Consider the following 21,893-nt stretch of genomic DNA (forward strand, 5'->3'; position numbering starts at 1 on the left):
CGGGCCCGGCCCACGGGCGGCTCAGCCGGTCGCGCCCGACTCGGTGAGCCGGGCGATCTCCTCCGCGGACAGCCCGAGCTCCTCGCGCAGGATCTCCTCGGTGTGCTCGCCGAGCCACGGCACGCGGCTCGCCGGGGGCTCGGCCACCTTGGACAGCTTGACCGGGTTGCCCGGGGACAGCACCGGCTCGGGGACGCCGTCCGTCCGCTCCATCGGCACGAGCATGTTGCGCCTGCGGACATGCTCGTCCTCGATGACGTCGCCCGGGTTGTAGATCGGGCCGGACGCCACGCCGACCCCGCTGAGCGCGGCACAGGCCTGGATGCGGCTCTTGTCCGCGGCCCACCCCTCGACGCCGGGGCGGATGACGTCCTCAAGGTGGTTGAACCAGTCCTGCGGACCGGCCAGGCGCGGGTCGTCCACCCACTCCGGGTGGCCGACCAGTTCCGCGAGCGCCTTGAACATGTGCGGGCGCGCGCACTGGATGATCAGGTAGCCGTCGAAGGCCTTGAAGGAGTGGTTGATCAGCGGGGCCAGGCCGGGGTCCTTCAGGCCCATCGACCAGTAGCTGATCCCCGCGTCGTTGAGGGCGACCATCGCGTCGAACATCGCGATGTCGACGTACTGACCCTGCCCGGTCGCGTCGCGGTGCCGCAGCGCGGCGAGCACCCCGATGACCGCGAACAGCGCCGAGCCGGTGTCGCCGAGCGCGCCCAGCGGCGAGACGATCGGTGCGATGCCGGGAGCGCGCTTGAACTCGTACAGCCCGGCCATGCCCTCGGCGATCGGGGCGTACGCCGGCCAGCTCGTGTAGGGGCTGTCGGTGTTGCCGAAGCCGGACACCGACAGGTAGACGGCGCGCGGGTTGATCGCCGCGATGTCCTCGTAGCCGAGGCCCAGGCGGGCCGCGACGCCCGGCTTGAAGTTCTCGCACACGATGTCGGCCTTGGCCGCCAGCTTGCGCACGATCTCCAGGCCCTCGGGGTTCTTCAGGTCCACGGTGATGCTGCGTTTGCCCATGTTGTTGCGCAGAAACGTGACCCCGACCTTGCGGCCCTCGGGGTCGTTCATCGACGGCAGCGAGGTGCGCCCCGAGTCGCCGACGCCGGGCGACTCGATCTTGATCACCTCGGCGCCGAACCTGGCGAGCATCTGGGTGGCGTACGGCAGGGCCTGCATCTGCTCGATGGCCAGGACCCGGACCCCGTCCAGGGGCTTCCCGAACCGCTCAAGGCCCTCGTCGCCGACCTCTCCCATGCTCATTGTGTCTCCGTCCATGGTGGTGCCCGTTCCGGCCGGATGACCCGCCTGACCTGGGCTTCCGCCATCGGCCAGGGGTTTCCACCCTGCCTTGCCACCATAGCTGACGGAGAGTCAGATAAGCAGAGGGCAGGGGCGTGACGGAGCGCACGCGCGGCTGACGCGGTCGGTGCGACCGACGCGTCCGGGGTGACACATCCGGTGTGACGCGACCAGTGTGCCGCGTCCGGTGTCAGGGGACGGGGCTTGGGACGGGGGCTTGGGACGGGTGGCATGCAGTGTGTGGGACGAGGCCACCGCGGCGGACCCGCGCTACGCCCGCGCCGCGTGGGTCGCGACCGCCGTCTCCAGCAGCTCGGTGACGCTCCCCGGGAAGTCGCCGGCCAGAAGGGCGGCGACGACCCAGGTGTCCACGTGCGTGCCGAGCACCGCGCGGAAGAACGCGCCGGTGTCCACCCGCGGGGCGGAGGACGCCCAGCGCTCGCGCCGGTCGCGAGCCGCCGGGTCGGCCAGGAGCACCAGCACGCGGGCGGCCGGGCGGGCGTGGCGCAGGAGGTCGTCGGGGGAGAGGACGCCCTGTTCGAGGGCCGCGTCCAGCCACCTTGCGGAGCCCCCGTCCTCGGGCAGCCCCACGTGCAGGCGGGAGACCACCAGCTCCCGCGAACTGCCGGGAAGCTCGGCCAGCGCACTGTGCAGCGCTTCGGGCAACGGGTCGTCCTCGTGCGCGCGGACGACCTCCGCCGACGGGAACACGCCGCCCTCGGCCGCGATCTGCGCCACGAGCCGGGTCTGGCGGTCCCGGGGGAGCGTGCGCAGGGACGCGATCATGGTTCGCGGCTGGGCCAACTCCGCCAAGCGGGCCCGCAAGGTGTTCAGGCCGTCCGGAGCGTCCAGCGCCCGTTCGATCGCTGTCACGTGCTCGGGCGGGTAGGACGCGGACTCCAGCACCGTACGGGCGGCCTCGCGGCCGTGCCGGCCCCACACCGCGACGATCGGCCGCAGCCGCCCCGACTCGGTCTCCAGCACGACCCTTCCGACGACCGCCGCCGCGACGCCGGGGTCGCCGGATCGGACGGCCGATGGCAGCCACCGGCGCAGCCGCGCGCGGTCCGCGGACCAGAGGAGGTCGAGGAGCGGTGCCCCGACCGTGCCGATGCCGCCGTCGAAGCGGAGGCCGTCGAGCATGCGGCGGCGCTCGTCCTCGTGGAGGACCGGGCCGACGAAGAGGCGGGCGTCGACCTCGGGGTCGTCGAGCGCGAGCAGCGAGGCCAACTCGTCAGGGCCCAGGTCGGGGCGCAGCGCGAGCTCCTCGGGCGTGGTCGGGCCTGTGCGGGGGCCGGGGAGGGGCGGCCCGACGCGGCGCAGCACCCGCGGTCGTGCCGGTTCCGACTCCTCGGACGCGGACAGCCCGGCCCAGGCCTCGGCGACGATCTCGGCGGCCGGACGGGTTCTGTGCCCCCTGCCGCTCCGACGCCTCCCGCCGCAGTTGGGGGAACCGCAATTGGGGCACTTGTCCGGCTCGTCGCCTTCCGCCCGCGCGGCCAGGCGCGCGGCAACGCCCCGCGCGGTGTCGGGATCGGCCAGCCCGATGATCAGACCGACGGGATCGGGGGCGGAACTGCTCACTCGGTGACTCCTCGGGGGAACGCTGATCGTGGTGTGGATGTGTGGAGGGACGGGGTGCGGGGCGGACGAGCGCGGGCTGTGGCCTGTGGGCCGGCCGGGGGGCGAGGGTGCGGGCCGGGAGAGGGTGCTCGGGCCGGAGACGCGTGCGCCGCGGGTCTCACGCGGCCCGCACACGCGGTCCGTCCGGTGGTTCATGCGCGGACTGCGCGGCCCGCACGGCCTCAGCTCGCACACGGCGGAGCGGACGGTGCGACGGGCCGGCCGGTGGGTCCCGGCGGTCCGGTCGCCCGGTCAGACCGTGGCGCGGAGCGCCGTGACCGCCCGTTGCGTCAGGTCTTCGATGCTCGGGTACCCGTAGTACGGCACCGGGTGGTACGGACGCAGGCGGAACTCGACCAGGGTTGCTGCGGCGTCCGCCACCTCGCAGCGGTCGGGGCCCAAGGTCTCGCGGAGGATGACGATGGCTTCGGCCATGGCCGTGGACTCGGCTGTCAGCGACGTCAGCACCGCGTCCAGGCCGTCGGTGCGCAGGAGTTCGCGGGCCTCGGCGATGTGCGCGGTCAGGCGTGCGGCCCGCCAGGTGTATCCGTCGGCGGGCGGCAGTGCGGCGCTCTCGGCGAACGTCGGGGCCAGCGCCGCCTTAAGGCGTTCCAGCAGTGCGTCGCCGGACTCGTCGATCTCGGGGTGGTCCTTGCGCAGTTCGTCCTCGTCGACGGCGATGTCGTCGAGCAGTTCGGGCCGGAAGCGGCTGCCGGCCCACTCCGGATCGGAGGCGACGAGGGTACGCGTGAGCAGATCCACCGGCAGCGTGGTGGCCGAGGCGAGGAGGACCGCGTCGTACAGGTCCTTGCCCTGCGGGTACCGGTCGGTCAGCAGCCACAGCAGTTTCCACGCCAGTGACAGCGCGGGCGTGGCGGCGAGCATCGGGCTCGCGGCAGCCCTTCCCCGAGCCGGGACGGTGGTGAACTCCGGCTCGGCGGGCAGGCGTTCGCCGAACACGAAGTCGAGCTGCACGGTCCCGGAGGGCAGCCCCTCGGCATGCCACGGCAGCACGAGCCGGGTCCCGGGGACGCGGCTGTACGTCCAGATCTCGTCGCGTCGCGCCTTCGCCGCGTCGATGGCCACGGTCCCGTCCGCGCGCGAGGCCGCGGCCGCCGCCTCCGCGATCTCGTCCAGCATGCGCACCGTGCGCGGCTCGCCCATGTCCCAGGTCGCGGGGACGACGACGAAGTCGAGGTCGCCCGGTTCGCGCGCGGCGTCGTCGTACCACGCCTTGAGCAGCATGCTGCCCCGGAGCACCAGGCTTGCCGCCCAGCGCGACCCGGCGATGGCGGCGACCACGTTGTCCAGCGCGTGATGGCGGGCCCGGTGCCAGCGGGCCGCGGTGTCCGAGGCGGCGAACTGGGGTTCCCCGGCGCGCATGGCCTTGCTGAAGTGCGGGCTGAGCGCGGGGTCGAACACCGGGCGCTGAAGGACGCCTTCGCCGCGGACCACGTCCAGCGTCCGGGGCAGGCCCTGCTCCTCGCGTTCCGCGTCGGTCGGCGGATCCTGGGGGAGGACGGCCGACGTGGGCCACGGCCCCCATTCGACGGTGTTCCAGGTCAGCGGTTCCCGGGCGCCGGTCATGTGGGGTTGCCCTTCTCGTCGGTCCGGATCCGGCCGCGGGCGAGTCGTCGGTCGCCGCCGGCACGCGCCGAGGGTGCCATGCGCGACCGACAACTGCTCGCGGACGGACGGGAGTCCGGCGTCAGGGGTCCCGGCGTCGAGGGTCCCGAGGCCAGGGGTCCCGAGGTCGGAGGGCCCGGCGTCGGGGGTCCGACGTCAGGAGTGGCGGCGCTTCCCCGGCGTGAAGGTGACCGGCAGGTGCTTGATACCGCCGATGAAGCTGGACCGGAGGATCTCCGGAGGACCGGCGAGTGTCAGGTCGGGGAGGCGTTCGACGATCTCCTCGAAGATCAGCTTCAGTTCCATGCGGGCCAGATTGGCGCCCAGGCAGAAGTGCGCGCCGCCGCCGCCGAACGCGACCTGCGGGTTGGGGGAGCGCGTGATGTCGAAGGTGAACGGGTCCGCGAAGACCGACTCGTCGCGGTTGGCGGAGATGTACCAGAGCACGACCTTGTCGCCCGCGGACAGTTCCTGTCCGCCGATCTCGACGTCGCGCGTCACGTGGCGCCGGAAGTAGTAGACCGGGCTGGCCCAGCGCAGGAACTCCTCGACCGCCCCGTCCATCAGCCCGGTCGGGTCCGCCTTGAGCGCGGCGAACGTCTCGGGGTGCTGGAGCAGCGCCAGCATCGCCCACGACGTGGTGTTGCGCGTCGTCTCGTTCCCGGCGACGGCCAGCAGCAGCATGAAGAAGTCGAACTCGGTCTCGCTGAGCCGGTCCCCGTCCAACTCGGCGGTGATGAGCTTGGTGACGATGTCGTCGCGCGGGTCCTCGCGGCGCCGGTCGGCCAACTGGTGTGCGTATCCGTACAGTTCGGCCGCCGCGGCGCTGCCGCTGCCGTCCTCGTCGACGAACTCCGGGTCGTCGATGCCGATCATGCGGTTGGTCCAGTCGAACAGCAGGCGCCGGTCCTCCTGCGGGACGCCCATGATCTCGGCGATCGCCTGCAACGGCAGCTCGGCCGCCAGGTCCTCGACGAAGTCGCACGCGCCGCGCTCGATGATGTTGTCCACGATCAGGTGCGCGCGGTGCCGCAGGTGCTGCTCCAGCAACCGGATCATGCGCGGCGTGAACCCGGTGTTGACCAGCTTGCGGTAACGGGTGTGCTTGGGCGGGTCGGTGTAGAGCATCATCAGGCCGCGCAGGTCGTTGTTGCTGCCACCGCCCGCGGCACGGAGCTCGTCCGCGGTCACGAACCCGTTGACGCCCTCGGCCTCGGAGGAGAACGTCTGGCTGTCCCGGCTCGCGGCCACCACGTCCGCGTGCCGGGTCAGGTTCCAGAAGCCCGCGTCGGTCGGATGCGGGTGCCATGCGACCGGCGCCTCGGCGCGCAGCCTGCGGAACATCTCGTGGTGCTCGCCGTCCCGGAAGCGGTCCAGGTCGAGCAGGTCGATGCCCGGCGGGACGACGGGGCGCGAGGCGGTGTTCGGCGAGGGCATGGCGCGTCTCCTCGTACCGGCCCGGGGTGGCGGTGCCGGGTTGGCGGACCAGAGCTGCGATGCTACGGCGATTTATTTGCTCAAGACAAGGATTTGGCGCGTCGGTGCGGGTGGGGCGGTGCTCGGGCGGTGCCGGGGAGGTGTGGGTGCCATCCACTTTCCGGGCCGTTTCGCGTACGGTGCGCCGTACCGGCGGGGGCGGACCGAGGCAGTACCTGCACAGCGCTGAAGCAGTACCGATGGCAGTACCGATGGCACCGCCGAAGCAGCACCGACGACGTGACGACGACGTGACGACGATGATCCGGGGAGAGACGATGCGCGCGGACGAGTACACCGCACTGGACGGCACCGGCCTGGCCGCACTGGTGACGAAGGGCGAGGTGGCGCGCGAGGAGGTCTTGGACGCCGCCCTCGCCGTGCTGGCCGAGCGCGGTGCCGAGACCAACGCGCTCGTCGAGGTCGCGGAGGAGCAGGCGAGGGCCGCGGCGCGCGCCGCCGTGCCGGGGCCGTTCGCGGGCGTGCCCACGCTCATCAAGGACCTCGGCTGCGACGTCGCCGGGCTGCCCACCCGCAACGGCTCGCGCCTGTTCGCGGACGCGGGGCCCTGCGTCGAGGAGAGCATTCTCGTCAGCCGCCTGCGCGGTGTCGGCGCCGGGATCCTCGGCAAGACCGGGACCCCCGAGTTCGGCTTCGGCACCAGCACCGAGCCCGCGCTGAGCGGCCCCGTGCGGAACCCGTGGAACACCGAGCGCAGCGCGGGCGGCTCCAGCGGCGGGTCGGCGGCGGCGGTCGCCGCCGGGATCGTGCCGTTCGCGCACGCCACCGACGGCGGCGGTTCGATCCGCATCCCGGCGTCCTGCTGCGGGCTGTTCGGCCTCAAGCCCAGCCGCGGGCGCGTCAGCCTCGGACCGAAGGGCGAGAACTGGGCGGGGCTTTCGGTCGCCCACGTCGTGACCCGCAGCCTGCGCGACAGCGCGGCGCTGCTGGACGTCCTCGGGGCGCCCGCGCCGGGGGAGCCGTACGGCGCGCCCGGCCCCGCCCGGCCGTACCGCGACGAGGTCGGCGCCGACCCGGGCCGCCTGCGCATCGGGCTGCTCGTGGAGGCCCCGGACCCCGCCGTGGCCGTCGACCCTGCCTGCCGCGACGCGGCGCGCGACGCCGCCGCCCGGCTCGCCTCGTTCGGCCACGAGATCGAACCGCTCGCCTGGCCCTCGACGCTGGTCCGGCCCGGCGAGGTCGTCTCGGTGATCTCCGCGGTGCACACGGCCCGCGCGGTCGACCAGCGGCTCGCCGAACTCGGCCGCGAGCAGCGCGAGGACGACCTCGACGGGGCGACGGCCATCGTCGTCGGCCACGGCCGCAACATCGACATCGCGCGCTACGTCGACGCCGTCGAGACGATGTACGCGACGGGCCGCCTCATCGCCGGGTTCATGTCGGGCTTCGACGCGCTGCTCACCCCGTCGATGGCCGTTCCGCCGCCGCTCATCGGCGAGTTGGACCCGAATCGGGAGCCGGCGGCGGCCCTCCAGGGCATGCGCGGCATGGCGGCCTTCACGGGCCTGTTCAACGTCACCGGCCAGCCTGCCGCGTCCATCCCCTTCGGCCGCACCGCGGACGGGCTCCCGCTGGCCGTGCAACTGGTGACCCCGTACGGCGACGAGTCCACGATCCTCCGGCTTGCGGGCCAGCTCCTCGACGGAGACTTGCTGCCGATCGCCTGACGGAAGTCGTCCCGGATCACGTACCTCGGAAGGCTGCCTGGGGATCGCTGCCTGGAATCGCTGCCTCGGGATCCGCGTACCGGCCGCCCCTCGTGCCCGTGCGCGGATCCCGCGGCACGCCGGGGCAGTCTGCGGTCGTGCTATGCGGCTCTTCGGGTGAATTGTTCGGATAATTTCCGAGACACACTGCCTATTACTTAATACGGCAAATGTGCCGATATTAACGTCCGGAATATGAACACCATGACCACGGCCGCGGGTCTGAAGATCGACTGGACGCAAATGCCCACCTACAACACGGTGATGGCATTGGCGGGCGGTGCCGGGCTGCTGCTCGTGGTGGCGCTGGGCTGGTATCTGGTCAAAGGCAAGCCCGTGGTGCCGGAGGCGTGGGCGCTGGCGTACGGCGCGCTCGGGTTCGTCCTCCTCGTGACCGGCACGCACATGACGCTGACGTGGCCGCTGGCCGGCCAGGGATTCCCGTTCGACAACATCATCTTCGGGGAGCCGTGCCTGATCTTCGGCGTGCTGCTGAGCGCCGCCGCGATGCTGCTGTGGAAGCGCGGCGCGGCGCTGGCCGAGGCGGGTACGGGCGAGGACCGGCTGCTGGCGGTGAGCCGACTGGCCGCCCCGATCTCGGTGTTCGTGTTCGGCGCCGGGCTGGCCTGCCTCGGGATCGCCGCCGCCGGGTGGAAGTACACCCTGTTCGCGGCGCCCGAAGAGGAGCCGATTTCCGGCGAGTTCGCCGACCACCCGTGGGTCGAGGCGTCCTTCATGTCGAGCCTGTACGTCCTTCTCGGAGTCGGCGCCCTGCTCTTCCCGCTCGCGCTCCGGCGCCGCGCCGGGTGGTCCCTCGCCGCGGTCGGCGTGTGCTGGACGCTCGCCGGGCTCGCCTTCCTCGCGTTCGGCGGGCTGAACTACTTCACGCACATCGGGTTGATCGTCAACACGATGTGAACCGGCAGGGCCCGCCCGGGAGTCGTCGGGCGGGCCCTGCCGAGAAGCGGCGGCGGACGCGCGCTGCCGGGATTCAGTGCCAGTTGCTGATCATGACGTCGTTCGGGGCGGGTTCGCCCTTGCCGGTCTCGACCAGGCGCTTGAGGCTCATCAGGTAGATGGCCCACTTGGTGGAGCAATGGTTCATGAACTCCACCTGCTCCCTCCAGCCTTCGTGCCGGAACAGCACGATGGTGAAGTCGTCCTCCCGCTTGATGTCGAAGCGGACGTGCGTGCCGACCCACTCCTCCGGGCCGTCCACGACCTCCCAGAGCACGTGGTCGGCGCGCTCGGACTCGACGACCTTCATGTCGAAGCCGCCGGGTATGAAGCGGAAGCGCACGACACCGCCGATCTCCGTGCTGCCGTCGGTCTCCTCGGTCCACCAGCCGGCGAGGCCGTCGATGGTGGTCAGGGCGTCGTAGACGGCGTCGGGGGACGCGGTGACGCCGATGCGGTGCAGGATGTCCATGGTGGTGCCTCTCTCGTGGGACGGGCGTTCGGTCGGCGGCGCGCCGGGCGTGCGGATCAGGCGTCCCGTTCGCGCTGGATGGCCTCGGCGATGCGCTTGATACGCCGGAGCCGGGCATCCCAGGCGGCGCCCACCGAGGACAACTGGGCGACGGCGCGGGCGAGTTGGGCTTCGTCCACCTCGTACCGGCGCTCGCGTCCGGAGGGGGTGCCGTGGACCAGGCCGACGCGGCCGAGCACACCCAGGTGTTTGGCCACCGCCTGCCGGGTGACCGGCAGTTGATCGCTGAGCGTGGTCGCCGTGCCGCCGCCCCCGGCCAGCAGGAGGTCGAGCATCCGACGCCGGATGGGATCGCCCACGGCGGACCAGAGTTCGTCGTCCATGGCGGCGCTCACGGTGCGGACACCTGCTTGGCCGCATACGCGACGAGGCGGGGCAGGAAGTGGTCCCACCCGGCGACGTGGTCGCGGTACTGCTCCTCCAGGACGGCGGCCTCCCAGCCCTTCTCCCGGAAGCCCTCCTCGGTGAAGCGGACCAGCGTGCCGCCGTCGGCGGGGACCAGGTCGAAGGTCACCAGGAGGGAGTTGGTGGGCGTCGCGGGGTCGGCCTCGTCGTAGACCCACCGGAACGAGAAGCGGCGCGGCGGGTCGGCCTCCACGACGGTGAGCGGAACCACGTGCGGGACGGCGGTCTGCGCGGTGCCGAAGGAGACGACCCCGGTCGCGCCGACCACCGGCTCGATGTCGGCCTCGTCGGGCCACCACTCGCGGAGGTGTTCGGGCGTGCTGATCACCTCGTAGACCACTTCGGGCGTGGCCTCGACGTGCATCTCCCGGGCGATGCTGCCGTACTCCATGGCGATTCCCCGCTCCTCAGATCGTGCAACCTTTGGTTGCGTATTACTCTAGGCCGTGATCGGCCGACACGCAACCTTGAGTTGCACTTCGGGGCGGGGGAGATCGGGGGAGACGTGCGGGCAGCGGTGCGCACGGTGTGCTGTCCAGTGGGGCCGACGTGCGGTGGTGTGTGCCGGTGGGGCGGCGTGTGCGCTTCGCCGCCTCGGGTCGGTGGGCGTGAAGGAGGTCACCGACGACGCCGGTGTGGGCGAGCCCTGGGCCGCGCTCTGCCCGCGCTGGACCCGGCGACCACGGGGTGGCGGCACCGCGACTGGTACGTGGCACCCGACCTGCGCGCCATCAGTTGTACGACAGCGCGGGCAACGACGGCCCCACGGTGTGGTGGAACGGCGAGGTTGTCGGTGCGTGGGCGCAGCGCGCGGACGGCGATATGCGACGCCGCTGACACGGGAGTTGGCCGTGTAGCGAGTGCCACGGCACCGGGAACGGCGCGGCCCGCATCCGAACTCACCACGGACGCGGGCCTGGTGCCGAGGACTCGACCGCAGGGGGACGTGACCTCGGGGGGCGCGGTTTCAGGGAGGCGCCAGGGAAGCAGCCTCAGGGACGCGGCTTCAGGGGGCGGGGCTTCAGGGGCGGCGCGCCACCACGTCGATCTCGACGAGGATGTTCATCAGGTCCGAACCGACCGTCGTGCGCACCGGGTACGGTTCGCCGAAGTACTCGCGGTAGACGGCGTCGTAGCCCGCGAAGTCGCGCTTCAGGTGCTCCAGATGGGTCGTCACCTTCACCACGTGGCTGAAGTCCAGCCCCGCCTCGGCGAGTACGGCCTTGAGGTTGTCGAGTGTCCGGCGGGTCTGCGTGGCGATGTCGTCGCCGACCGGCTGCCCCGTCTTGGGGTCGTTCGGGCCCTGGCCCGAGGTGAAGACGAAGTCGCCGGTGTCGATGCCCTGGGAGTACGTGCCGCCGGGGGCGGGGGCGTCGGAGCTGCGGAGTTCCTTGCGGGGCATGTGCGTTCGCTTTCCGGTCTGGGTGTCGAAGGTGGTCGGAGGGGGGTCAGCGGGCGACGGCGTCGTCCGCGTCGAGCAGTTGCAGCAGGGCGAGTTCGTCGCGGCGCGGGAGGCCTTCCCAGTCGCCGTGCACGGTCACCGCGAACGCGCCCGCCGCGGCGGCGGTCGCCAGGCGTGCCGGGACGTCCGCCCCGGCGAGGAGTTCGGCCAGGTAGCCGGCGGCGAAGGCGTCGCCCGCGCCGACCGGGTCCACGGCGTCGACGCGGTGCACGGGGGCGTCGTACGCGACCCCGTCCACCACCGCGACCGCGCCGCGTGCGCCGCGCTTGACGACGACCTGGGACGGGCCGAGCGCGGCCAGCGCGTACCCGAGTTCGAGCGGCGAGGACGCCGCCCCCCGCGGGTCGCCGAGTACGAGGCGCGCCTCGGCCTCGGTCGCGAACAGTACGTCGCAGCGCTCCACCAGACCGCGCAGCACCGGCGCCGCGTCGCCCGGGGACCACAGCGCCTGCCGGTAGTTGAGGTCGAGCGACACCGGGACGGCGGCGCCCCCGGCCGCGGCGAGAGCGGCCTCGACCGTGTCGTACGCCGACTCCGACAGCGCCGGAGTGATGCCCGTCAGGTGCAGCAGCCGCACTTTGCCCGCCAGCCCGGCCGGCAGGTCCTCCGCGGACAGCCGCGAACCGGCGCTGCCCGCACGGTAGTAGTTCACCTCGGTGGCGGCGCTCGTGCGCCGGGCCTTGACCATCAGGCCGGTGGGCGCCGCCGGGTCGGCGACGACGTACGAGACGTCCACGCCCTCGCCCGCGAGAGTGCCGCGCACGAGGCGCCCGAACTCGTCGTCGCCCACCCGGCCGACCCACGCGGTCCGCACGCCGAGCCGGGTCAGGCCCACGGCGACGTTGGACTCCGCGCCGCCGATCGCCACGTCGAGCGAACGCGCGTGCCGCAGCGGGCCGATGCCCGGCGCGCAGAGCAGCACCATCGTCTCGCCGAGGGTCAGGACCTCGGGCGGGCCGCCGAGCGCGTTCATCTGGATCCCGTCCACATCAGGTGTCCCCCTCAGAAATAGGTGCGCAGCACGTCGACCACGCGGTACTCGTCGTCCACCACCGGGATCACCCGCCATTTGTCGAACGCCGTGCACGGGTGCGAGATGCCGAGGCGCACGGCCTCGCCCGGGACGAGCGCGGTGCCGCGGGTTTCGACGTACGCGTGCTGGTCGTCCAGCTTGACCACCGCGGCGTCGCCCGCCGGGCGCAACACGCCGTCGGCGCCGCGGACTTCCAGGGGAACGGGCAGGTCGATGTCGAACGGGACGTCGCGGCGCCCCGCGCCCAGCACCGCAAGTCCCGGCTCCGGGGCGGACACCACCTGCGCCCACACCTCCAGGGCACCGGCGAGCCCGCCTTCCTCGGGGTGCCTCCGGAACGGGGTGGCGCGGCTGTAGAAGCCGTCGTCGTGGGAGACGTACGCGCCGCTGCGCAGGACGACCTGTCGCCGGTCGCGCAGCGGCCCGAGGACGTCTACCACCGCGTCGAACCACGCACTGCCGCCCGCCGACACGATCGGCAGCCGCCCCTCGGGGACCAGGGGGGCCACGGCGTCGGCGAGCGAGGCGAGTTCGCGCAGCCAGGCGGAGACCGCCTCGGCGTCCGGCAGCCCGCCCTCGTACCCGGCCGCACCGACCACGGACAGGCCCGGCCGGGCGGCGGCCGACCGGGCCAGGTCCGCGGCCCGGGCGACCGTGCGGCATCCGGTGCGCCCGCCCGGCCGTCCCAGCTCGACGAGCACGTCGAGCCGACCGCCGGGAACCTCGGCTGCGGCCCGTGCGGCCGCCTCCACGCCTTCCGGGGAGTCGATGTAGAAGACGAACCCCCATCCCTGAGCCGTTTGTTCGGCGGCCCAGCGCAGGGCCCTCGGGTCGAGGAGCTCGTTGGCGAGGAACACGCGCGGCACGCCGAACGCCCGGGCGGCCAGGGCCTGGTTGGCGGTGGCGACCGTGATTCCCCAGGCTCCCGCGGTCAGTTGGTCCGCGAAGAGCTTGGGCGCCATGGAGGTCTTGCCGTGCGGCGCGAACAGCACGCCGTGGCGCCGCGTGTACGCGGACATCGTGGCGATGTTCGCGGTCAGCACGGACTGCCGTGCGACCATCACGGGGTAGGCGAACGGGCCTGAGAAGAGGTCGAGTTCGCCGCCGCGCAGGGCATCGGGGGAGAGGGCACTGGGGTCGGTGCCCCAGAGTCCCTTGTCGAACGGGCCGAAGTTCTCGGGCGGTTCGATGAGTCCGGGAAGCGCGGTGGATCCGGGGCCGGCGTGGTTCATCGGGTCGCCCCCAGCACCTTGGAGACCCGTTGCGCGGCGGCCGCGACCGCGGGGCCGAGCTCGCGCACCCGCGCGGCGGTGACGCGCGAGGTCAGCCCGGACACCGACAAGGCGCCCGTGACGGCGTTGTCGTGGTCGAAGATGGGTGCGGCCACGCAGCGTACCTCCGGTTCGTTCTCACGGTCGTCGACCGAGTAGCCCCGGCTGCGGATGCGGGCGAGTTCGCCGCGCAGTGCCTCCGGGCCGGTCAGCGTGCGGGCGGTGATCGGCGGCAGCCCGGCGCCGATCACCAGGGACACCACGTCCTCGGGCAGCCAGGCAAGCATCGCCTTTCCGACCGCCGTGCAGTACATGGGCGCGCGGGAGCCGATGCGCGAGGCCATGCGCACCTGCGTCTCGTTCTCGACCTTGTCGATGTAGACCACGTGCGGGGCGTCCGGCACGCACAGGTGCACGGTGCCGCCCCACTCGCGCATCAGCCGGTGCGCCTCGTCGGACGCGACCGTCCGCAGGTCGAGCCCCGCAAGGTACGCCTGCCCGAGCGCGAGCGCCCCCGGGCCCAGCCGGAAGTGCCCGGACTCCCGGTCGCGAGCCAGGAGTTGGGCGTCCAGCAGCGGGGTCGCCAGGCGCAGCACGGTGCTCTTGGACAGGTCCAGGGCCTCGGCGACGTGGGTCAGCGTCAGCCCGGACACGCCCGCGGCGTTGTCGCGCACGTATTCGAGCACCAGCAGCGCGCGCCGCAGCGAGGCCGACTGGTTCCGGTCCGTCGTGGTCATCGTCGTCCGCCCTACCTCGGTCGCAGCGGTCGGCCGGGGGTGCGCCCGGTCAGCTCCCCGGCGGCCAGCACCGGCACCCCGGCCACCAGCACGTCGGCGATGCCGTCGGCGGGCCTCCGGGCGTCGCCGTAGTCGGCCCGGTCGGCGACGCCCCGCGGGTCGATGACGGCGAGGTCGGCGGCCATCCCGGCGCGCACCAGGCCGCGGTCGGCAAGGCCGAAGCGGCGCGCGGGGTGGGCGGCGAGGTGCACCACGGCCTGCTCCCACGTCCAGTCGCCCAACTCGACGACGTGCCGGGCGAGCAGCCGGGCGAACGCCCCCCACCCGCGCGGATGCGGGCTGCCGCCGACGTAGATGCCGTCCGACCCGCCGATGTGCGCGGGGTGGCGCAGCAGCGCGCGGACCGACTCGTCGGAGTTGGTCGGGGGCTGGTCGAACACCGCGCTCGCCTGGAGGTCCGTGGCGATCAGGAGCTCGGCGCAGAACGCGGCCGGGGACGCGCCCACCTTGCGGGCGGCGTCGGTGAGCCGCATGCCCTCGGACCACGCGAAGTCCTCGGCGGGCACGTGCGCGAGGGTGATGCGCGGCCACAGGTCGGGGTCGGTGCCGGCGGCGAGGCGGGCCCGCACGCGCGGGTCGGTGAGCGCGTCGCGGGTGCGGTCCAGGTCGGGGTCGTCCAGGTCGCGGGGCAGCGCCACCATCGCGAGGATGCTGCATCCGCGCAGGTAGGGGTAGGCGTCGAAGGTCAGGTCGATGCCGCTCGCGCGGGCGTCGTCGACCATCGCCACCAGTTCGGCGGCCGGGCCGTGGTAGTGCGACACGTGTGTGGCGACGCCCGACGCGCGGGCCACCGCCAGGAGTTCGGTCATCGCGGCGCCCGCGGCCGCCTCGTAGCCGCGCATGTGCGACACGTGCGGGAGGCCGCGGCGGGCGGCGACGCGGGTGAGCGCGGCCAGTTCGGCGGTGTCGGCGTACCGGCCGGGGATGTACTCCAGGCCGGTCGAGATGCCGCACGCCCCCTCGTCCAGCGCCTGTTCCACCATGCCCGTCATGAGCGCGAGCCCGGCGGCGTCCGCGGCCCGGTCGGTGGGGCCGAGCGCGCTGTGCCGCACGGTGCCGTGCGGGACCAGGTACGCCGTGTTGAGCGCGGTCGTGCCGGTGTACGTGGCCAGCAGCTCGGCGACCGTGACCGGCCCGTCCCCGAGCCCGGGGTGCGGCCCGTTGATCGCCGCGAAGTAGCGGGTGGCGAAGGCCAGCGCCGCCGCGGTCGCCGGGGCGTACGACAGGCCGTCCTGGCCGAGCACGAAGGTCGTCACGCCCTGCCGCAGCGCCGCGAGCTGCACGGCCGGGTCCAGGACCGCGGCGTCGCCGTGCACGTGGGCGTCCACGAAGCCGGGGGCGACGTACCGCCCGGTCGCGTCGATCTCCGCGGCGGCGGTGGCGCCGGGCAGCGCACCGACGGCCGCGACGCGCCCGTGGTCCACGGCGACGTCGGCGCGGAAGGCGGGGGCGCCGGTGCCGTCGAGCACCCAGCCGCCGCGCAGCAGCACGTCGTACACGCACATCCTCCGAAGCGTCCGAGGTCCACAGCGTCCGGTCCACGCGGAGCCGTGATCGGCCAGGACCCATGATCGGTCTAGACCATTGTGCATGCGTGGAGCAATGACCAGGGACGTTACGGCCAAGAAAGCAGCGAGTGCCACATTCGCAGCATCGAGTTTTGCACTGCACAACCTTCGCCGATGTGTCTTGTCGCGGCTTTCGCACCTTCCCTAACGTCCCGCAGCACCCGGCACCGGACTGCCCCGGACCGCCCGGCCCCAGACCCGGCCTCGGACCCGGCCCCAGGAGGAAACGTCGTGAAGATCCGCAGATGGACCGTGCTCGCCCTGTCGGGTGCCGTCCTCGCCGCCGCGTCGGCGTGCGCGCCCGGCACCGCGTCCAAGACGGACACCAAGGACGAGCAGACCGGCACGGTCAAGGTCTGGCTGTACGACGAGGCCAACCGCGCGCCCAAGGAGAAGGTCGTCAACGAGGCCATCGCCGAGTTCACCGCGACGCGTCCCAAGGTCAAGGTCGAGGTCAGCTACATACCCACCGACGCCGGACCGCGCGCGGAGAAGATGAAGGGCGCGTTCAACGACCCCAACAGCGCCCCCGACGTCGTCGAATTCGGCAACACCGACCTCTTCGGGTACGTCGCCGCGGGCGGCCTCGCCGACATCACCGCCGACCTCGCCGGCTGGACCGAGGGCGCGGACATCCCGCAGGACCTCAAGGACACCACCATGGTCAACGGCGCCCAGTACGGGCTGCCGTGGTGGATCGGCCTGCGCTCGCTCTACTACCGCACCGACGTATTCACCGAGCTGGGCATCAAGGCGCCGACCACCTACGCGGAACTGGTCGACGCGGCCAAGAAGGCGCGCGCCGCCAAGCCCGACATGTTCGGCATCGCGGTGGGCGGCAAGTACACCTTCGGCGCGCTGCCGTTCGTGTGGGCCTCCGGGGGAGACCTGGCCGCGCAGCAGGGCGGGGCGTACAAGTCCGTCATCGACTCGCCGCAGTCGCAGGCCGGTGTCAAGGCCTACACCGACCTCTTCAGCAAGGACATCTGTCCGGCCGAACAGTGCGCCGACATGACGGGCGGCAAGACCGTCGAGGCGTTCTCCGCGGGCAAGGCCGCCATGGCGATCCTGCCCAACTCCTCGCGCAGCGCCGTCGAGGCGGGCGTCAAGGACAAGTACGCCGTCGTCCCGCTGCCCGGCCTGACCCCCGGCTCCATCGCCCCCGCCTTCGCCGGCGGCAACGACCTCGGCGTCATGAAGTCCAGCCAGCACCGCAGCCTGGCGGTCGACTTCATGAAGGTCCTGGCCGGCAAGAAGTACCAGCTCGCGATGTTCGACGCGATGGGCAACCTGCCGACGCTCGCCAGCGTTCGCACCGACGTCGTCGCCAGGGACCCGTTCCTCAAGCCCTTCATGGACACCCTGGAGGCCGGCACCAAGTTCGTGCCCAAGGACGCCGCGTGGGCCAAGATCGACGCGCAGAGCGTCGTCCCGACCATGCTCCAGAAGGTCGTCACCGGCAAGTCCGACGTGCCCGCCGCCACCGGCGAGGCGGCGGGGGCCATGAACGCCGCATTCGCGGGGAAGTAGCGGACCCGCGTGCCCGCCCCCACCACGAGCCCCGCACGGGCGGACCGGGACGACGACCCGGTCCGCCCGCGCGGCGCGGCCGACCCCGCACCCGCGCGCCGCCGCAAGCGGCGCATCCCCGTCCCGCTGGTCCTGCTGCTCCCCACCGCCGTCGTCCTGGTCCCGCTGTTCGGCTACCCGCTCTACCAACTCGGGCTGCTGTCGTTCATGGACTTCGGCCAGGAGCAGGCGTCCGGCGGCGTGCCGGCCCGGTTCATCGGGTTCGAGAACTACACCCGGCTCTTCGGCGACGCGCTCTTCCGCGACGTCCTCGTGCAGACCATCGTGTTCGCCGCGGGCTGCGTCGTCGGCACACTCGTCGTCGGCGCGGGCCTCGCCGTACTGCTCACACGCGTCGGCAAGTGGCCGCGCCTCATCCTGATGTTCGCCGCCCTCGGCGCCTGGGCCGCACCCGCGATGACCGGCTCCACGGTGTGGATGTTCCTTTTCGACACCAACCTCGGCCTGGTCAACGAAGTGCTCGGCACCGACGGGCACAACTGGATGTACGACAAGTGGCCCGCCTTCGCGCTGGTCGGCGCCGTCGTCGTGTGGCACTCGTTCCCGTTCGTCATGATCACGCTGTACGCCGGGATCCAGGCCATCCCCACCTCCGTCCTGGAGGCCGCCCGCCTCGACGGCGCGAGCACCTGGACCACGTTCCGCCGCGTCATGCTGCCGATGCTGCGGCCCATCCTGACCATCGTGGTCATCCAGTCGATCATCTGGGACTTCAAGGTCTTCACCCAGATCTACGTCATGACCAACGGCGGCGGCATCGCGGGCCAGAACCTGACCCTCAACGTCTACGCCTACCAGCAGGCCTTCGCGGCGTCCGACTACAGCTTCGGCGCGGCCATCGGTGTCGTGATGACGCTGATCCTGGTCGTCGTCACCGCGTTCTACATCCGCGCGCTGCGCCGCAACGGGGAGGAACTGTGAGCACCGACCGCCGCGTCGGCCGCCGGATCGCCAACGTGACCGCGATCGTCGCGGCCCTGGTCGCCGCCTTCCCGCTCTACTGGATGGTGCTGTCGGCGCTGAAGCCGGACGACGAGATCAACTCGGCCCACCCGCGGCCCTGGACGTGGGCGCCGACGCTGGAGAACTTCCGGCACGCGCTCGGCGTCAGCGGGTTCGGCCGCTACTTCCTCAACAGCCTGCTCGTCGCGACCGTGGTCGTGGTGCTGTCGGCGGGCATCGCCTTCCTGGCCGCGGTCGCCCTCACCCGCTTCAACTTCCGGTTCCGCACCACGATCCTGGTGATGTTCCTGGTCGCCCAGATGGTGCCGATCGAGGCGCTGACCATCCCGCTCTTCTTCCTGGTCCGCGACATGGGCGAGGTCGCGCCGCAGGTGGGGCTGAGCACGCTCGGCTCGCTCATGCTGGTGCACCTGGCGTTCTCGCTGCCGTTCGCGATCTGGATGCTGCGCGGCTTCGTCGCCGCCGTGCCCGACTCGCTGGAGGAGGCCGCGCGCCTGGACGGGGCCAGCCGGTTCACCATCCTGTGGCGCATCCTGTTCCCGCTGGTCGCGCCGGGGCTCGCCGCCACGAGCGTCTTCTCGTTCATCACGGCGTGGAACGACTTCGTGTTCGCCAAGACCTTCATCATCGGCAACGAGGACAACCAGACGCTGCCGTCGGCGCTGCTGGTGTTCTTCAAACCGGACGAGAACGACTGGGGCGGCATCATGGCCGCGTCCACGCTGATGACGCTTCCGGTGCTGGTCTTCTTCATCCTGGTGCAGCGGCACCTGGTGTCGGGGCTGGGCGGCGCGGTCAAGGACTGACGTCCGGCCGGGACGCAGCCCGGACAAGCACGCAAATGCCGGCACGCGAGTACAAGCACGCGAGTGAGGATGCACGGTGTCTGAGATCCAGGCCGGACGGCGTACCCCGGTCCCCCTGCCCGCCCGTCTCGACCACGCGAGTTCGGGCGAGTTCCTGCTGCGCCCGGACACGCCGGTGGACGCCCCCGAGGAGTGCGCGTCGGAGGTCGCCTGGCTGCGCGGCGCGTTCGGGGCCGCGACCGGGTGCCGGCTTCCGGAGGTTGCCTCGGGCGGGAGCGGTCGGACGGCCGGGATCGTGGTGCGCCTTGATCCGGGTCCGGACTCGGACCCGGGTCCGGACACGGACTCGGACCCGGGTCCGGAGGCAGGTCCGGGTCCGGGTCCGGGTCCGGGCGCGGGCCTCGACACGGGCGGCCTCGGCCCGGAGGGTTATCGGCTGGACGTACGCAGCGACGGCATCGACGTCGTGGGTGGCGACCGTGCAGGCGTGTTCCGGGCGTTCCAGACCCTGCGGCAACTCATGGACCCGGCAGCGTTCCGCCGCGCGCCCGTCGGCTCCGGCCCGTGGCGCATTCCGGCGCTGCGGGTGGAGGACCGGCCGCGGTACGCGTGGCGCGGCGTACTCCTGGACGTCGCCCGGCACTTCCTGCCCAAGGCCGACGTGTTGCGCTTCCTCGACCTGATGGCGGTGCACCACCTCAACGTCCTGCACCTGCACCTGACCGACGACCAGGGCTGGCGCGTCGAGGTGCCCGGCCGTCCGAAGCTCACCGCCGTGGGCGCGTGGCGCACCGAGAGCATGGTCGGCACGCGGCACGCGCCCCGCCACGACGGGCGCCCGCACGGCGGCTACTACACGCGCGACGACCTGCGCGAGATCGTGGCGTTCGCGGCCGCGCGGCACATCACCGTGGTCCCGGAGGTCGACCTGCCGGGACACGCGCAGGCGGTGCTCGCGGCGTACCCCGAACTCGCGGCCGGGCCGGCGCCCGAGGGCGTGCGTACCGGCTGGGGGATCTCGGACGCGGTGCTCGGCGCCACCGACGAAGCGCTCGCCTTCTGCCGCGAAGTCCTCGACGAGATCTGCGCGGTGTTCCCGTCCCGCCACATCTGCATCGGCGGGGACGAGGTACCGCGCGGGCCGTGGCGCGCCGACCCCGCGTCGGTCGCCCGCGCGCGCGAACTCGGCCTGCCGGACACCGACGGGCTCCAGCGGTGGTTCACCGCGCGACTCGCCGACATGCTCGCGGCACACGACCGCACGGTGTTCGGCTGGGACGAAATTCTTGAGGACGGCGCCCCCGAGGGTGCGCTGATCGGAGGCTGGCGCGGCGACCACGGGGTGCGCGCCGCGGCCCGGCTCGGCTTCGACGTCGTCGCGAGCCCCGACACGTCCGTGTACCTCGACTACCGCCAAGCCGAGGGCCCGGACGAGCCGTTGCCGGTGGGCACGCTCGTGACGACCGAGGACGTGCGTGCGTTCGACCCCGTCCCGGCCGACCTCACCGCCGACGAGGCCCGGCGCGTCCTCGGCGGACAGGCACCGCTGTGGTCGGAACACCTGGACTCCGTACGCGCGGTCGACTACGCGGCCTTCCCACGCCTGTGCGCGTTCGCCGAGGCGCTGTGGAGCGGAGAACCGCGCGACACCGGCGAGTTCATGGCGCGGCTCGAACGCGACCACCTGCCCCGGCTGGACGCGCTGGGCGTCGAGTACCGCCCGCCCGGCGGCCCGCACCCGTGGCAGACCCGGCCGGACGCGCCGGGCTTCCCCCGGGAACGCGCCGACCGGGAGGCCGAATTGGCGAGGATGACCGAACGCCTGCGCGAAAACCGCCCTCGAAAGGCGGATTCCTGACACCGGAGCTGAGCCGTACGGGTGGTCCTCGCGCGCGTCGCGACGCCATGGCGCGGTCCTGGCGGACGTCCGGCTGATAGTCGGTCTATCCGACTGGAAGGCAGTCGAAGGACCCCCGGGAGAGCCCCCGTGCACCTCGTCCCCTCCACCCAGCGAGCCCGTGGCACGCTCGCGCCGTTGCTCGCAACAGCGTGCGCGGGCCTTGCCGTCCTCGCCGTCCCCCAGACCGCGGCGGCCGCGCCCGGCGACAACGGCGACGTCAAGATCCACGCCACCACCACGGAGTTCGACGACCAACGCGACGAACCCAAGGTGTGCCGCTTCTACCTGGCGGCGTTCAACTTCGACACGGTCCAGAAGGTGTCGTGGGCGATCGACCCGCAGCCGGCGAAGCAGGGCGGCGCCCACCTCGCCGGAGACATCACGCTCGCCACCGGCACCGGCCACAGCGGGCCGCTGTCCCTGCCCAACGGGCAGTACAAGCTGACCTGGAACTTCGAGGGCCAGTCGGGGCAGGCCAAGCAGAAGGTCTTCAAGGTCTCGTGCGTGGTGATCAGCAACCCGCCGGGCGGCACCACGGGAGGCACCTCGGGAGGTTCCACCGGCGCCACGACGGGAGGCGCGGACCACGCACCGCCGATGGTGCGGGACGTATTCGGCAACCTGGTGCCGGCCGGAGGAGCCGACACCGGCTCGGGCAGCACGGCGTCCATGGCGTCGAACTCGGGACAGATCGCAGCCGGCGCGGCGATCGCACTCGGCGCGGTCCTGCTGGGCGGCCGACTTCTGCGACGGCATGGGCGGAATCGTCCAGGCAGCCGCTGACCAGGGCGTACGGCGGTGTTTCGGGAACCCGCCGGGCGCGGCGGCGGGGGGTCGGCCTCGGGGAGGCCGACC

At 72.6% G+C, this 21,893-nt stretch carries 20 protein-coding genes; 8 read left to right on the top strand and 12 right to left on the bottom strand.

Annotated elements, in window-relative coordinates:
* Positions 1–21 precede the first annotated feature (21 nt).
* From ACRX5S_RS00280 to ACRX5S_RS00295, 4 genes are all read right to left on the bottom strand, one after another.
* Positions 22–1,263 (bottom strand): CaiB/BaiF CoA transferase family protein, encoded by a 1,242-nt coding sequence (locus ACRX5S_RS00280; RefSeq protein ID WP_436770604.1) that lies wholly within the window; start codon positions 1,261–1,263, stop codon positions 22–24.
* A 309-nt stretch (positions 1,264–1,572) separates the two neighbouring features.
* The gene (locus ACRX5S_RS00285) at positions 1,573–2,886 is read right to left on the bottom strand and encodes a hypothetical protein (RefSeq protein WP_436770605.1); all 1,314 of its coding nucleotides are present in this window, start codon (positions 2,884–2,886) and stop codon (positions 1,573–1,575) included.
* A gap of 291 nt (positions 2,887–3,177) precedes the next feature.
* Positions 3,178–4,512 (bottom strand): nucleotidyl transferase AbiEii/AbiGii toxin family protein, encoded by a 1,335-nt coding sequence (locus ACRX5S_RS00290; RefSeq protein ID WP_436770606.1) that lies wholly within the window; start codon positions 4,510–4,512, stop codon positions 3,178–3,180.
* Positions 4,513–4,707: 195 nt separating this feature from the next.
* Positions 4,708–5,988 carry a cytochrome P450 gene (locus ACRX5S_RS00295; protein WP_436770607.1) on the bottom strand — a complete coding sequence of 427 codons (1,281 nt, stop codon included), beginning with the start codon at positions 5,986–5,988 and terminating at the stop codon, positions 4,708–4,710.
* A gap of 239 nt (positions 5,989–6,227) precedes the next feature.
* Between ACRX5S_RS00295 and ACRX5S_RS00300 the strand changes: the two genes are divergently transcribed.
* Together ACRX5S_RS00300 and ACRX5S_RS00305 are read left to right on the top strand one after the other, a co-directional pair.
* The gene (locus ACRX5S_RS00300; RefSeq protein WP_436770608.1) at positions 6,228–7,715 is read left to right on the top strand and encodes an amidase; all 1,488 of its coding nucleotides are present in this window, start codon (positions 6,228–6,230) and stop codon (positions 7,713–7,715) included.
* A gap of 234 nt (positions 7,716–7,949) precedes the next feature.
* Complete coding sequence (locus ACRX5S_RS00305; protein ID WP_436770609.1) at positions 7,950–8,672, top strand: DUF981 family protein; 723 nt, start codon at positions 7,950–7,952, stop codon at positions 8,670–8,672.
* 73 nt (positions 8,673–8,745) lie between these two features.
* Here ACRX5S_RS00305 and ACRX5S_RS00310 read toward each other — a convergent pair whose 3' ends face one another.
* Genes ACRX5S_RS00310 through ACRX5S_RS00320 form a run of 3 tightly spaced genes read right to left on the bottom strand, consistent with a single transcriptional unit; the run spans position 8,746 to position 10,039 of the window.
* A complete protein-coding gene (locus ACRX5S_RS00310) occupies positions 8,746–9,183 on the bottom strand; it encodes an SRPBCC family protein (protein WP_436770610.1) in 438 nt (145 codons plus the stop codon).
* Positions 9,184–9,239: 56 nt separating this feature from the next.
* Positions 9,240–9,566, bottom strand: a complete 327-nt coding sequence (locus ACRX5S_RS00315; protein WP_436771123.1) for an ArsR/SmtB family transcription factor — start codon at positions 9,564–9,566, stop codon at positions 9,240–9,242.
* An 8-nt stretch (positions 9,567–9,574) separates the two neighbouring features.
* Positions 9,575–10,039 carry an SRPBCC domain-containing protein gene (locus ACRX5S_RS00320; protein WP_436770611.1) on the bottom strand — a complete coding sequence of 155 codons (465 nt, stop codon included), beginning with the start codon at positions 10,037–10,039 and terminating at the stop codon, positions 9,575–9,577.
* 296 nt (positions 10,040–10,335) lie between these two features.
* On the opposite strand from ACRX5S_RS00320, the gene ACRX5S_RS00325 reads away from it, so the two are divergent.
* A complete protein-coding gene (locus tag ACRX5S_RS00325; RefSeq protein WP_436770612.1) occupies positions 10,336–10,485 on the top strand; it encodes a DNA glycosylase AlkZ-like family protein in 150 nt (49 codons plus the stop codon).
* A gap of 184 nt (positions 10,486–10,669) precedes the next feature.
* Here the strand turns inward: ACRX5S_RS00325 and ACRX5S_RS00330 are convergent, their stop codons facing one another.
* Genes ACRX5S_RS00330 through ACRX5S_RS00350 form a run of 5 tightly spaced genes read right to left on the bottom strand, consistent with a single transcriptional unit; the run spans position 10,670 to position 15,716 of the window.
* Complete coding sequence (locus ACRX5S_RS00330) at positions 10,670–11,050, bottom strand: RidA family protein (protein WP_436770613.1); 381 nt, start codon at positions 11,048–11,050, stop codon at positions 10,670–10,672.
* Positions 11,051–11,096: 46 nt separating this feature from the next.
* Positions 11,097–12,098: a sugar kinase gene (locus tag ACRX5S_RS00335; protein ID WP_436770614.1), complete on the bottom strand. Its 1,002-nt coding sequence runs from the start codon at positions 12,096–12,098 to the stop codon at positions 11,097–11,099.
* Positions 12,099–12,112: 14 nt separating this feature from the next.
* Complete coding sequence (locus ACRX5S_RS00340; RefSeq protein ID WP_436770615.1) at positions 12,113–13,375, bottom strand: alanine racemase; 1,263 nt, start codon at positions 13,373–13,375, stop codon at positions 12,113–12,115.
* A complete protein-coding gene (locus ACRX5S_RS00345; protein ID WP_436770616.1) occupies positions 13,372–14,151 on the bottom strand; it encodes an IclR family transcriptional regulator in 780 nt (259 codons plus the stop codon). The genes ACRX5S_RS00340 and ACRX5S_RS00345 overlap by 4 nt, the downstream gene beginning before the upstream one ends.
* 11 nt (positions 14,152–14,162) lie before the next feature.
* Complete coding sequence (locus ACRX5S_RS00350; protein ID WP_436770617.1) at positions 14,163–15,716, bottom strand: N-acyl-D-amino-acid deacylase family protein; 1,554 nt, start codon at positions 15,714–15,716, stop codon at positions 14,163–14,165.
* A 294-nt stretch (positions 15,717–16,010) separates the two neighbouring features.
* Here ACRX5S_RS00350 and ACRX5S_RS00355 point away from each other — a divergent pair, with 294 nt between their 5' ends.
* From ACRX5S_RS00355 to ACRX5S_RS00375, 5 genes are all read left to right on the top strand, one after another.
* Positions 16,011–17,309, top strand: a complete 1,299-nt coding sequence (locus ACRX5S_RS00355) for an extracellular solute-binding protein (RefSeq protein ID WP_436770618.1) — start codon at positions 16,011–16,013, stop codon at positions 17,307–17,309.
* A gap of 9 nt (positions 17,310–17,318) precedes the next feature.
* A complete protein-coding gene (locus tag ACRX5S_RS00360; protein ID WP_436770619.1) occupies positions 17,319–18,290 on the top strand; it encodes a carbohydrate ABC transporter permease in 972 nt (323 codons plus the stop codon).
* A complete protein-coding gene (locus ACRX5S_RS00365) occupies positions 18,287–19,138 on the top strand; it encodes a carbohydrate ABC transporter permease (RefSeq protein WP_436770620.1) in 852 nt (283 codons plus the stop codon). Before ACRX5S_RS00360 ends, ACRX5S_RS00365 begins: the two co-directional genes overlap by 4 nt.
* A 76-nt stretch (positions 19,139–19,214) precedes the next feature.
* Positions 19,215–20,996: a beta-N-acetylhexosaminidase gene (locus ACRX5S_RS00370; RefSeq protein WP_436770621.1), complete on the top strand. Its 1,782-nt coding sequence runs from the start codon at positions 19,215–19,217 to the stop codon at positions 20,994–20,996.
* Positions 20,997–21,173: 177 nt separating this feature from the next.
* Entirely contained in the window at positions 21,174–21,821 is a 648-nt protein-coding gene (locus tag ACRX5S_RS00375; protein ID WP_436770622.1) for a hypothetical protein, read from the top strand.
* The last annotated feature ends 72 nt before the right edge of the window (positions 21,822–21,893 follow it).

This window comes from Yinghuangia sp. YIM S09857 (assembly GCF_051388915.1).
Taxonomy (GTDB): Bacteria; Actinomycetota; Actinomycetes; order Streptomycetales; family Streptomycetaceae; genus Yinghuangia.

Excerpts from the sequence above, each read along its gene's own strand:
- ACRX5S_RS00310 (WP_436770610.1), bottom strand. The coding sequence starts at position 9,183 with ATGGACATCCTGCACCGCATCGGCGTCACCGCGTCCCCCGACGCCGTC.
- ACRX5S_RS00300 (WP_436770608.1), top strand. The coding sequence starts at position 6,228 with ATGGCAGTACCGATGGCACCGCCGAAGCAGCACCGACGACGTGACGAC.
- ACRX5S_RS00290 (WP_436770606.1), bottom strand. The coding sequence starts at position 4,512 with ATGACCGGCGCCCGGGAACCGCTGACCTGGAACACCGTCGAATGGGGG.
- ACRX5S_RS00345 (WP_436770616.1), bottom strand. The coding sequence starts at position 14,151 with ATGACCACGACGGACCGGAACCAGTCGGCCTCGCTGCGGCGCGCGCTG.
- ACRX5S_RS00315 (WP_436771123.1), bottom strand. The coding sequence starts at position 9,566 with ATGGACGACGAACTCTGGTCCGCCGTGGGCGATCCCATCCGGCGTCGG.
- ACRX5S_RS00320 (WP_436770611.1), bottom strand. The coding sequence starts at position 10,039 with ATGGAGTACGGCAGCATCGCCCGGGAGATGCACGTCGAGGCCACGCCC.
- ACRX5S_RS00350 (WP_436770617.1), bottom strand. The coding sequence starts at position 15,716 with ATGTGCGTGTACGACGTGCTGCTGCGCGGCGGCTGGGTGCTCGACGGC.
- ACRX5S_RS00330 (WP_436770613.1), bottom strand. The coding sequence starts at position 11,050 with ATGCCCCGCAAGGAACTCCGCAGCTCCGACGCCCCCGCCCCCGGCGGC.
- ACRX5S_RS00340 (WP_436770615.1), bottom strand. The coding sequence starts at position 13,375 with ATGAACCACGCCGGCCCCGGATCCACCGCGCTTCCCGGACTCATCGAA.
- ACRX5S_RS00305 (WP_436770609.1), top strand. The coding sequence starts at position 7,950 with ATGAACACCATGACCACGGCCGCGGGTCTGAAGATCGACTGGACGCAA.
- ACRX5S_RS00295 (WP_436770607.1), bottom strand. The coding sequence starts at position 5,988 with ATGCCCTCGCCGAACACCGCCTCGCGCCCCGTCGTCCCGCCGGGCATC.
- ACRX5S_RS00280 (WP_436770604.1), bottom strand. The coding sequence starts at position 1,263 with ATGAGCATGGGAGAGGTCGGCGACGAGGGCCTTGAGCGGTTCGGGAAG.